The organism is Planctomycetia bacterium (assembly GCA_021413845.1).
Lineage (GTDB): Bacteria > Planctomycetota > Planctomycetia > Pirellulales > PNKZ01 > PNKZ01.
The window spans coordinates 1-11,846 of record JAIOPP010000074.1 but is presented as its reverse complement, the minus strand read 5'-3'; the positions used below and the strand labels follow the sequence as shown (position 1 = coordinate 11,846).

General features: G+C 64.0%; 9 protein-coding genes. 5 read left to right on the top strand and 4 right to left on the bottom strand.

All coding sequences use genetic code 11. From position 1 onward, the window contains the following. The first annotated feature begins 108 nt into the window (after nucleotides 1–108). From K8U03_13105 to K8U03_13090, 4 genes are all read left to right on the top strand, one after another. Nucleotides 109–1,371 (top strand): PQQ-binding-like beta-propeller repeat protein, encoded by a 1,263-nt coding sequence (locus K8U03_13105; protein ID MCE9605827.1) that lies wholly within the window; start codon nucleotides 109–111, stop codon nucleotides 1,369–1,371. Nucleotides 1,372–1,535: 164 nt separating this feature from the next. After that, nucleotides 1,536–3,113, top strand: coding sequence for a bifunctional phosphoribosylaminoimidazolecarboxamide formyltransferase/IMP cyclohydrolase (purH, locus tag K8U03_13100; GenBank protein MCE9605826.1), 1,578 nt, complete (start codon nucleotides 1,536–1,538; stop codon nucleotides 3,111–3,113). Nucleotides 3,114–3,135: 22 nt separating this feature from the next. Further along, on the top strand, nucleotides 3,136–3,921 hold the full coding sequence (gene trpC, locus K8U03_13095) for an indole-3-glycerol phosphate synthase TrpC (protein ID MCE9605825.1): 786 nt from the start codon (nucleotides 3,136–3,138) through the stop codon (nucleotides 3,919–3,921). A gap of 50 nt (nucleotides 3,922–3,971) precedes the next feature. After that, the gene (locus K8U03_13090; protein MCE9605824.1) at nucleotides 3,972–4,613 is read left to right on the top strand and encodes a Uma2 family endonuclease; all 642 of its coding nucleotides are present in this window, start codon (nucleotides 3,972–3,974) and stop codon (nucleotides 4,611–4,613) included. Nucleotides 4,614–4,616: 3 nt separating this feature from the next. Here K8U03_13090 and mutY read toward each other — a convergent pair whose 3' ends face one another. Genes mutY through K8U03_13070 form a run of 4 tightly spaced genes read right to left on the bottom strand, consistent with a single transcriptional unit; the run spans nucleotide 4,617 to nucleotide 8,898 of the window. Continuing rightward, complete coding sequence (mutY, locus tag K8U03_13085; protein MCE9605823.1) at nucleotides 4,617–5,723, bottom strand: A/G-specific adenine glycosylase; 1,107 nt, start codon at nucleotides 5,721–5,723, stop codon at nucleotides 4,617–4,619. 11 nt (nucleotides 5,724–5,734) lie between these two features. Then, on the bottom strand, nucleotides 5,735–6,781 hold the full coding sequence (locus tag K8U03_13080; protein ID MCE9605822.1) for a peptidylprolyl isomerase: 1,047 nt from the start codon (nucleotides 6,779–6,781) through the stop codon (nucleotides 5,735–5,737). 11 nt (nucleotides 6,782–6,792) lie between these two features. Next, entirely contained in the window at nucleotides 6,793–8,121 is a 1,329-nt protein-coding gene (locus K8U03_13075) for a hypothetical protein (GenBank protein ID MCE9605821.1), read from the bottom strand. A 48-nt stretch (nucleotides 8,122–8,169) separates the two neighbouring features. Beyond that, nucleotides 8,170–8,898 (bottom strand): RraA family protein, encoded by a 729-nt coding sequence (locus tag K8U03_13070; GenBank protein ID MCE9605820.1) that lies wholly within the window; start codon nucleotides 8,896–8,898, stop codon nucleotides 8,170–8,172. Between the two features lie 376 nt (nucleotides 8,899–9,274). Here K8U03_13070 and K8U03_13065 point away from each other — a divergent pair, with 376 nt between their 5' ends. Continuing rightward, a complete protein-coding gene (locus tag K8U03_13065) occupies nucleotides 9,275–11,662 on the top strand; it encodes a DUF11 domain-containing protein (protein MCE9605819.1) in 2,388 nt (795 codons plus the stop codon). Nucleotides 11,663–11,846: the final 184 nt, after the last annotated feature.

The following is an 11,846-nucleotide window of genomic DNA, read 5'->3' as shown; positions in this document are numbered from 1 at the left end:
GGGGCGGCCTCGGTTCCGGATTTCATGATTCCCAAGTCGCTTGCCGATATTCGTTGCGCCGGTTTTTTTACGCCTTTGTCCCTACGCCTTTGCCGACGAGTGAGCTCGATGCCGATTTCGAATCGCTTGATTCCAGGTTTCTGCGCCGCTATGGCGATGTTGTTTGCCGCACAAGTCGGCCGAGCCCAAAACGCGGGCGAGCTGATTTCGAGCACGGCGGCCCATCAAGTCGGCTTGGAGCGCATGTGGTCGACGGCCTTGCGCGTCGATCCGGCTCGCGGCCGAGTGCAGAGCATTCGCTTTCACGCGAACTTGGTCTTAGCGCAAACGAGCCTCGGCATCGTGCAGGCGATCGATGCCGAAACCGGGCGCACCTATTGGTCGACGGAAGTCGGCAGCGCGAACCTCGAGACGACCCCGCCGGGCATCAACGATAAGTATGTGTCCGTCACGAACGGCTCGACGTTGTACGTCTTGGCCCGCCCGACCGGAGCCATTCTTTTTCAACAGCGGCTCGGCGGAGCTCCCAGCGCGGGCTCGGCTACCAGCGATCACGACGCCCTCGTGCCGCTAAGCAACGGCATCCTCGAGGCTTACAAGCTCGACCGCACCCGGCCCGTCGATCAGATTCCGCAGCGCTATAGCGGCACCGGGGCTGCCACCACGGCGCCGATCATCGTCGGCAACCGCGCCTTGTGGTCGTCGCACCAAGGTTACATCTACTCGCGCGAGATCGCGAAAACGATTCTGCAATTCCGCTTTAGCCTCGACGATAAGGTCGACGCGGCGCCGGCCTTTCTTTCGCCGTTCGTCTACGGGGCTTCGCGCGGCGGTCGGGTCTACGCCGTCGACGATGCCCGCGGAGTCGAAGTGTGGCAGTTCCCCACCGAGAATTCGATCTCGGAGCCGATCATCACGATCGACGGCAAATTGCTCGTCATCACCGAGGCGGCGCAGATGTTCCGGCTCGATCCGCGCGTCGGAACGCAAATCTGGTTTGCCCCGAACGTGTCGAAGTTTCTATCTGCCAGTGCCGGCCGGCTCTATGTGCTCGATCCGCAAGGGCGCGTGAACGTGCTCGACGCCGCTTCCGGTTCGCGCTTGGCCGTGCTCAGCAGTCGCGGCACGTTCGACGTGCCGACCGTGAACATGGAGACCGACCGCATCTATCTGTGCGACTCGACCGGCTTGATTCAGTGCCTGCGCGAGTTGCAACAAGTGCAGCCGCTCCGGCACGTGCGGGGCTATGCGATTCCGCCGGTGAAAAAGCCGGGGGAAGCCCCGGCCGCCGAAGGGGCTGCGCCGGCCGAGGGTGCCGCACCCGCCGCGCCTGCCGCGCCGGGCGCTGCGGCGAATCCGTTCGGGTCGTAACGGCGGCAGCAACGCCGTTCGGCCTGCGATCGCACAATCGCCGCTTGCCGGCCTCGTCGCCCCTTCCACGTCTGCCGGGTTTGTTATAAACCAGGGGTTTGCCTCGGCCCTGATCAGCCGAGGCCGATTTCGGTAAGGCATCCGTCAGGCATTCGGATACGGCAATGAATCCTCCCATTCGTCGGGCACTCCTCAGCGTCAGCGATAAGTCGGGCCTCGATACGTTCGCCCGCGGGCTCGTCTCCAAGGGGGTCGAGCTCTTCAGCACCGGCGGCACGCGCAAGTATCTCGAAGGGCTCGGGCTCGCCGTGCGCGACGTCGCCGAATACACCGGCTTTCCGGAAATGATGGACGGCCGCGTGAAGACGCTGCACCCGAAGATTCACGGCGGCATTCTTTGCCGCCACGACCATCCGGAAGACATGCGGCTGCTCAAGGAAAACGGCATCCTCACGTTCGAGCTGGTTGTCGTGAATCTGTATCCGTTCGAGGCGACGATTGCGCGAGCCGGTGTGACGGACGAAGAAGCGATCGAGAACATCGATATCGGCGGGCCGTCGCTGGTGCGCGGCGCCGCGAAGAACCACGCCTTCACGACGATCGTGACCGCGCCCGACCAATACGCGGAAGTCCTCGCCGAGTTTCTGGCCGACGGCTGCACGAGCTTCGCCACGCGTCGCAAATGCGCCGGCCGAGCCTATGCGCAAACCGGAGCCTACGACACGGCGATCGCCGCCTACTTCGCGCGCGAAACGGCCGGCGCTGCGGAAGGGGAGAAGTACCCGAGCCGGCTCTCGATCGGGCTGCGCCGCGTCGAGACGCTGCGCTACGGCGAGAACCCGCACCAAACCGCGGCCCTGTATGCCGAAGCGGCGCCACCGTCGGGCACGCTCGTCGATGCGAAGAAGCTGAGCGGCAAGGAACTGTCGTACAACAATCTGCTCGATCTCGATGGTGCGCTCGCCGTCGTACGAGGCTTGCCGCTGCCGGCCGCTTCGGTCGTGAAACACAACAACCCTTGTGGAGCGGCGGCGGCCGAGACGCTGGTGGAAGCTTGTAAGCGGGCGCTGGCCGGCGACCCGCAGAGTGCGTTCGGTGGCATCATCGGCTTCAATCGCAACGTCGATGCCGCGACGGCCGAAGTCCTCTGCGAGCCGGGCCTGTTCATCGAAGCGATCGCCGCGCCGAGTTTCGATCCCGGCGCGTTCGAGCTACTGACGACCAAGCCGAAGTGGAAGGCCAACGTCCGGCTCCTAGCGACGGGCCCTTTCGCCGCCGCCGCGGAGTGGACCGAATATCGACGGATCGCCGGCGGCATGCTCGTGCAAACGGCCGACTCGCTGCCGGATCCGGAAGCGGAATGGAAGATCGTGACGAAGGCTCAGCCGACGCCGGAACAACTGGCCGATCTCCGGTTCGGTTGGTCGGTCGTGCGGCATGTGAAATCGAACGCGATCGTCGCCGCGAAGGAGATGATGCTGCTCGGAGCCGGGGCGGGGCAGATGAGCCGGGTCGACTCCGTGCAGATCGCGCTGCAAAAAGCCGGTGACCGAATCGCAGGGGCCGTGATCGCGAGCGACGCGTTCTTCCCGTTTCCCGACTCGATTCAACTGCTGGCCGAAGCCGGTGTGAAGGCCGTGATTCAGCCGGGGGGCTCGCGCAACGACCCGGATGTGATCGCCGCTTGCGACGAGCACGGACTGGCGATGATCTTCACCGGCCGACGACACTTCAAGCACTAGTAGCAGAGGCGCAGCATCCCGCGTGGCGACGATTCTCGATAAGATCACGAAGGTGAAGCGAGGCGAGATCGCGCAGGCCCAAGCCGTGCGACCGCTGAGCGAAGTCGAGCGTGCGGCCGCCGCTGCTCCGCCGCCGCGCGACTTCTTCGGCGCGCTCGCCGCCGCAGGGCCGATTCGCTTGATCGCCGAAGTGAAGAAGGCGAGCCCTTCGAAGGGGGTGATCCGAGCCGACTTCGACCCGGTCGCCATTGCCCGCATCTACGAGAGTCATGGTGCCACGTGCTTAAGCGTGCTCACCGACGAGCAGTTCTTTCAAGGGAGCCTCGACTATCTGCGCGCCGTGCGCGCGGCCGTGGCGTTGCCGGTGTTGCGCAAGGATTTCATTCTTGATCCTTATCAGGTGTATGAAGCGCGCGCCGCGGGAGCCGACGCCGTGCTGCTGATCGCCGAGTGTCTCGACGATTGCGGCCTCCGCAGCCTGCATCGTTTGATCGTCGAGCTAGGGATGACGCCGCTCGTCGAGTTCTACGAGCCGGCGAACTTGTCGCGCGTCGTCGAAGCCGGTGCGACGCTCATCGGCGTGAACAACCGCAACCTGCACACCTTTGAGGTCGACCTCGAGCACTCGATGCGGATGCACGAACTGGTGCCCGACGATTGCGTATTCGTGAGCGAAAGCGGGATCGCGGGACGGGCCGAGGCCGAGCGCTTGCAGCAGGCGGGAATCGATGCGATGCTCGTCGGCGAAAGCTTGATGCGCCACGCGGATATCGGCGCGGCGGTGGATGAGTTGCTGGGGCGGATATAGAGCGAATCCCCCTTGTTTTCCGGGCAGTTTTCATGGGGTATAATTGCGACATGGCTATCGCAGATATTACTCCCGCCGCTCCTCCCGAAGTCGCCTTACCGACCGTGCCGGCCGCACCTGTAGCGCAGGCCGTGTCTTCGACAGGCCCGACTCAGCGACGGTTTGATGTCGATGAGTATTACAAGATGGCGGAAGCCGGCATTCTCTCGCAACTCGAACGGGTCGAACTCATCGACGGAGTAATCATAGAGATGAACCCGATCGGGAATCGACATGCGGAATGCGTGGATCGACTGACCGAACTATTAGTTCTTGCCTTTACCAAGAAGGCGACGACTCGCATTCAAGGCCCGGTTCGATTGGGCCGTCAATCGGAGCCGCAACCGGATTGCCTGATCTTTAAGCTGAGACAAAAAGGGGCTGAAGCGCACCCGGGACCTGATGAGGTCTTACTGGCGATCGAGGTCTCCGATACATCGCTCGCTTACGACCGAGGCTTGAAGGCACAACTTTACGCCGCGGCAGGTATCCTGGAATATTGGCTTGTCGATTTACACGCGGAGACGATCGAAGTGCGCCGCAAGCCGAACGGCGCCGCTTACGAAGAGCTGCACACGCTCCGGCGCGGCGAGCCGCTGCATTGCCTGGCTTTTCCGGAAGCCGCGTTCGAAGTCGCCGCGATCTTGGGCTGAGCTTTACTCGCTGAAACCGAGGCGCTGCTGTTTCACATCCAGCAGCTTCGTGAGTTTTCTCGCGGTCACGTTCAGCGGATATTCCGCGAGTTCGCTCGGCTTTACCCAGCGGGCCGCGGCGAAGCCCTCGGGCTTGAGTTTGCCGCGGACGTATTCGCCGGCGTAGGCTTCGAGCGTGATGCGGAAGCGCGTAACGCCGTGTTTGAGCGTATGCAGCCGTTCGCCGACGGCGACTTCGATGCCGAGCGTGGCGAGCATCTCGGCTTGTAGTCCTACGCGAATGTTCTCGGGCTGCTCCGCGACGACGCTATAGCGAGGGAAGTCCCAGAGCCCTCCCCAACGTTCGCCGGCGGCTCGTTCGACGAGGAGCACTTTGTTGCGCTGCCGCACCAGCACCGCCGCTTCGCGCACCGCTTCGATTTCCTTCTTCGCTTTCGGCTGCGGAATCTCGCGCTCCAGGCCGAGCTTGCGCGCAGCGCAAAGGCCCGCGACGGGACACTCTACGCAGCGCGGTTCGCGCGGCGTGCAGACGAGCGCGCCGAGCTCCATCAGCGCTTGATTGAAGAGGCCGGGCTCTTCCCGAGGGACGATCGCCCCGGCCCAGGCCCAAAGATGATCTTGGCCGGCTTTCGCGAGCGGGTCGTCGCGATAGGCCGAGAGCCGGCTTAAGAGCCGGACCGTGTTCGCTTCCAAGATCGGCTCGGGCAGATCGTAGGCGATCGAGCAGACTGCGCCGGCCGTGTAGCGTCCGATGCCCGGCAACGCACGCACCGCGACGGGATCGCGAGGAAAAGCGCCGCCGTGCTCGCCGACGATCTGCTGTGCCGCGAGATGCAATTGCCGCGCGCGGCGATAATAGCCGAGCCCTTCCCAGAGCCTAAGCACCTCGCGCTCCGGCGCGGCGGCCAACTCGGCGACCGTCGGGAAGGCCGCCAGGAAGCGATTGAAATAATCGATGACCGCTGCAACTTGCGTTTGCTGCAGCATGATCTCGCTGATCCAGATGCGGTAGGGATCGCGCGAGCGGCGCCAGGGAAGATCGCGCTTCGCCTCGTCGAACCACGCTCGCAGCTTGCGCGTAAACGCTTTCTTCCAGCGCGCGTCGGGCATCGGCAGCGCCATTACTTACCCGCGACGATCTTGCCGGTCGTGGGATCGAAATGCGGGATCGCACCGGTGAATTCGATCTTCGCCGTCCCCTTGAGTTCGGCTCCGAGCGATTGAAATAGGCTGAGCCGCGCGGCGGCGACCAGTGGTTCACGCACCTTGCGCCAGTCGGTGTCGCCGGGTTTTTCTTCCGTCACGGTAATCAGATGCACGCCGAACGGCGATACGACCGGTTCGCTGAGCTCGTCTTTCTTGAGCGCGAAGGCGGCTTTGGAAAACGCTTCCACCATCCGCCCTTGTCGCGGAATGAAGCCGAGGTCGCCGGCTTGCTCGCGGCTCGGGCCGGCCGAATACTTCTTCGCGGCCTCGGCGAACGTGGTCTGCTTGCCGAGAATCTCGCTCCGGATCGTGCCGGCCTTTTGCAGGGCCGCGGCAACCGTCGCTTGATCTTGTTGCCCTTCGATCCGCAAGAGGATGTGACTGACGCGCACTTCGGTGCCGTCGAAGTCGCGGCGGTGCGCTGCGAAATACTTTTCCAGCGCCGCGTCGGTCAGTTGCTCGGCGACGTAACGGTGCCAGCAAATGTCCCAATAGCGAATCTCGGCGATATCGCCGGCGGTGAAGCCGGTCTGGCGGAAATAGGCTTCGGGCGTTTTGTCGCGGGCTTTCAAGCCGGCTTGAAAGACCGCTTCGGCTTGCGCGAGTTCTTCCGGCGTCGGCTCGAACTTCAAGGCCTTGAGCTTCGCGGCGATCAAACGCCGTTGCACGATCTGGTCGAGGCTTTGCGCATAGACCAGCGGCATCGCTTGCGATGGAATCTTCCGCCCTTCCAACGAGCCGAGTATCTGCCGCCGCACGTCGACGAACCTGATCGGGGCGCCGTCGACCGTCGCTACGACGGTGTCGTCGGGCACTTTCGTCAACTCCGGCGGAAGCCCGCCCGGCGACGACTGCGCATGCGCCGCGCCGGCGGCGGCGAGCAACAAGCCGATCGCGGAGCAACAGGCGAGCCAAGCGAAGTTGCGCCGGGGGGAGCGTGCGAAACGAATGCGATGCGGCAAGGGAACCTCGATTACGGCAGTGGTAGATCGGAGAATTCGTAGACGACCGGCAGCACGACGATATCGGCCGGCGTTTGATAGACGAACGTCTGTCGCGTCCAATCGCCGTCGGGGGCGAATAGTAAATTGAGCATCAGCTCATCGTTCGATTGGCGCGTCAATTCGATCGTGCCGGGCGGGGTCTTCGTGCCGTCGGCCGCTTCAAGATAACAGGGGTTCTTGTAGAACCAGGCCCGATGCGACTCCAGGGCGTTCGCCGGATTCTCGTACTTCAACGCGAGCGCGATCTGCACGAGGTCGTTGTTTTTGCGCGGCTCTTCGATCGCGACCGTCACGGCCGCGGCGCGCTGCTCTTGTCGGCCGGCGTCGTTGAGTTTCGTGAAGCGGAACGTGTGCAACTCGGCGGGGAGCAAGACATCGAGCGTGCCGCGCAGCGTTTTGATCGCCTGCGCCGAGCGCGGGGGAGACTTGAAGCTTAAGGCGATCTCGGCGCGGCAGGCTTTCCCTTGCGGAGGAATCTCGGTCGCGAGTTCGGCATTGCCCGGCGCGATGGGCTCGCCCCGGTCGTCAATCGCGGCGACCTTGCTCATCTTCGACGTGAGAAACAGCGGCTTCAGCCGCGGCTCCCAAGCGACTTCGAGCTCGACCCGAAGCTCGCCCCCGTCGGCGACGGCGGGGTTGCGCGAAGCGGTGACGCGGCGCGCCTCGATGCGAAACGCTTCGCTATAGCTCACAGTGTGCGGTGAGACGCGCGGCTTGGCTTTATCTTGCGGTGCGGCAACCAAGGCCAAGCCGTCTTCGCCGGCGAAGTGATACACTTCCATGCCGGCTTGTTCGGCGACGGCGTCGAGCGCTTTCCAAAACGGCTGCTTCGCCATGTCGAGCGTCAGTCGGAGGTCGGCCGCTTGCTGACCGAACTGCCGGCGGAAATCGACGAGATGATTGCCGGTTTGTTTCTCGATCTCCGCGAAGACTTGCGCGAGCGAGGCGTCTTTCACGGCGAGCGTGATCGTCGACGCGTGGACGCTCGCTTCGGCGCGGGCTCGATAGAGGGCCGCCCGGACGCGGTTCAAACGTCCGACGACCTCGGCCGAGACGCTCGGGCCCGGCTTCGGCAATCGCTCGACGACGCTCGGCCCGATCGCGATGAGCTTCCGCTCCGCTTCCTCGCGACGGGCCTTCTGTGGAGCATCGAGCTCGCGCACGAGCTCCGCGATCGTTTCGTCGGTTTCTACGACCTCGGCCCCGCGCGCTCGCTGCGCGAACGACACGGCTTGAAGCGATAGAATCGCGACGAGCGAGAGACCGACGAACGAGCGTAGGCGTCCGGCGTGCCGCATCGACGAGAACTCCTCTCCACGCGCCGGTGGCCCGGCAGCGGCGAAAACTTAACGCGAGTTCTTGGCCTTCTCGGTGATCTTCGCCACGACGGCGGAGAACTCCTTACGCTTGGCGGCGAACGTGGCGACGCTCTTCGGGCCGGTCTCGCGCACATAGTCGAGCACGATCTTTTCCGCGTCGACGAACTCGTCGGCGATCTGGAGCATCGCCGGAACGATCTCGACCGGGATCCGCGCCACGCCGTTGACGTCGCCGTGCAGCAAGTCCCCTTGGTTGACTGTGATGCCGCCGATGCGGACCGGCAAGCCGAGGTGCAGCATGTGGCAATAGCCGTGCGAGGCGATCGAGCCGTTGGTGAAGACGGGATACTTGATCGCGCGGACTTGGTCGATGTCGCGCCCTGCGCCCGACGTGATGAGGCCGCTCGAGCCGAAGCCTTGATACGTGGAGCACATCACTTCGCCGAAGGTCGCCGCCACGGCCGGATCGTCGAGATCTTGAAACACGACGACGGCGGGGCCGGGCAACGACGCGAACTGGTCGAGCTGCTTATCGATCGAGCCGTAGGCATCGCCCCCCTTCGGCGGCGCGTCGCTGCGGAAAGCGGCCGTGCAAGCGTAGCCGACCATCGGAGGAAGCTCCGGGAAGTTGCAACGGATGCGAGCGTCCATGTAGCCGCGGTTGCGCGGCACGACATCGAACAACTCGATGATGTTGCAGATCGTCGGGGTATCGTATTTGGCGAGTTGGTTGAGCTGAGCTGGAGTGAGAGCCATGAGCGGTGAAGGGTCTTTGACGCAAAAGGGGAGGGAAAACAAAGATCAACGGCCGGCGATCGGACCGGTAGCAACCTACCAAGCACGGGCGTCGAGTTCAAGGAAGTGCGTGTGCGAACGCGTGGCCCGCCGTTTATCCCCCGATTGTGCGGCTCGTAGCGATCGCACGATGCGCGGAAGCGTTTTAACGACGAGGTGGGGCGCAGATTTTCACCATGTTGCCAAAACGCATGCTACGTTTCCATGAGAGATTTCTGCGCATTGCGAACTTCCCCCGTTCGCGCTCTGAAAACCTCTCACGCACCTTCCCCGGTGCGGCACATGGAAGTATCACGGACCCTGAGGCGTTCCCGATTCCCCCGGGAACACGACGACGATGTTCGTTTCCCGAACAACCCGCTCCTGCACGACGACGGCGCTGCTGCTCGTCGCGAGCGTCGCGTTGTCGGCCGGCTGTGCGAAACATACGTCGCATATCGACCCGACGGGGAAGCGGATCTTTACGACGGACACCCCCTACCACCAGCGGCCGGGCCCGCCGTCGAAGCACGACACGACCGCCGTAATGGTGACTCCGGCGAAGATCATCGCGCCGGTCGGCAGCGAAGTGGTCGTGCAAGCGGCGGTGTGCGGCGAGGGGAAAGCTCTCATCGCCAACGAGCCGGTCGAATGGTCGATCGCGCCGAACTCGGTCGGCTACTTCGTGCAAGCCGGCGAGACGGGCCCGCTCGAATGGTTGCACCACGTCGGTCGGACGACGCGGAAGATCGACAACACGTTCGCCGTGAGCTCGACGTCGCCGAAGTTCATCATGCTCAATCGAGGAACGCCCGAGTCGACCGACGACGTGCCGGTGCTGCGCGGTCAGGCTTGGGTGACGATGTCGTCGCCGACGGAAGGAACATCGTTCGTGTCGGCCGTGGCGCCGAGCGTGCGCGGTTGGAATGCGCATAAGCAAACAGCGACCGTCTATTGGGTCGATTGCCAATGGACGTTTCCGCCGCCGGCGATCAACCCCGCCGGCTCGCGGCATACCTTCACGACCATGCTGGTGAAGCACTCGAACCATTGTCCGCTCGCCGGATACCGGGTGCGCTACGAGATCGCCGGCGGTCCGCCTGCCGGCTTTGCGCCCAGCGGCTCGCAGATCATCGAAGTCACGACCAACGCGCTCGGCCAAGCACCGGTCGAGATCTTTCAACAACAGCCGGGCGCGGGCACGAACACGGTCAATATCCAAGTGATTCGTCCGGCGGATTGGCCGGGGGGCGACGGGACGCAGCTCGCCGTCGGCACCGGATCGACACAGATGACTTGGAGCACGACGGCTTCAGGGCTGTCGATCGATAAGAGCGGCCCGGCCGAAGTCGCCGTCGGCGGCACGGTAACGTACCGCATCGACGTGCGCAACCCGAGCGATCTTTCGGCGCGGCTGCTGACCGTGACCGATGCGATCCCGAACACGTTGACGTTGATCGGCAGCAACCCGCCGGCCTTGGTTACCGGGAGCACGGTGACCTGGCAACTCGGCGACTTGCCGGCCGGGCAGTCGCGCTCGTTGGAGCTCAGTTTCCGCACGTCGCAAGCCGGCATCATCAACAACTGCGCGACGGTCCGCTCGGCCGACGGCGTCTCGGCTCAAGACTGCGCCGCGACGACGGTGACGAGCCCTTCGGTCGAGATCACGATGGTCGCGCCGCAGCAGGCAGCCGTCGGGGAAGACATTACGTTCGTCACGACGGTCACGAACCGGGGGAGCACGAAAGCGACCGGCATCGTGTTGATCGACCGCTTCGACGACGGCTTGAAGCACGAGTTTGCCGCGAGCCCGATCGAGAATCGTGAGCTTGGCGACTTGGCACCGGGCGAATCGCGGAAGGTGAACGTGCGGCTCAAGGCCGTGCAACCGGGACGCTGGTGCAACACGATGGAGCTTACCGGCAACAACGGCAACCGAGGCAGTGCGCAAGCGTGCGTGACGGCCGTCGCGGCGACGGTGCAGGCCGTGCCGCCGGTGGTAACGCCGCCTCCGTCGGCCCCGAGCACCGCGACTCTGCCGCAACTCACCGTTCGCAAAACGGTAGCCACGACGCGGGCCATGGTCGGCGACGCCGTGATGTTTACGATCGAGATCGCGAACGTTGGTCAGACCACGGCGACGAACGTCCGCCTCGACGACACGTACGATCTCGGGATCGCGCCGATGCAAGCGACCGACGGTTGGAAATCGAACGGCAATAACTTGTTTTGGACGTTGCCGACGCTCGCCCCGGGACAAGCGTTTCGGTACCAAGTCGAAAGCGTGGCCCAAGCGGCCGGGCAACGGATCTGCAACCGAGCCACGTTGATTTGCCAAGAAGGAGCCCGAGCCGATTCGGAAGCTTGCTTGGAGATCACGGCCCGACAGACGACGCTGGCGCTGAATATCGAAGACGAGCGCGACCCAAGACCGGTCGGCGAGGAACAGATCTACGATGTGCGCGTTCGCAACTTAGGCAACGTGCCGGATCGGCAAGTGGCCGTGAGCGTGTTGCTGCCGGAGCAGATGACGCCGTCGGCCGGGCACCAGGGCCCGACGCCGTTCTCGGTAGAAGGTCGGATCATTCGGTTTCAACCGATCGCCGAATTGCGACCGGGCGAAGAGCAGATCTTTAAGGTTCACGGCATCGCCCGACAACCCGGCACCGCAACGGCGCAAGCCACGGTGGTGAGCCAACTGCAACCAACGCCGATCACGGCCACGACCTCGACGACGCAGTTTTAGAGAATCGTTTCAAGATTCCGCGCCACCCAGGACCCGCAAGTCGCGGGTGGCACCTATAGGAAGCTCTCGGTCAAGATACACCGCGGGCGCGGGCCCGCTTTTTTCTCTTCTTGTCGGAGAGGGGCTTGTTCGGGGGTTACGTTCGGGTCGGGGCGTTCGTGCCTTTCGGCGACGTCTGGGGGGC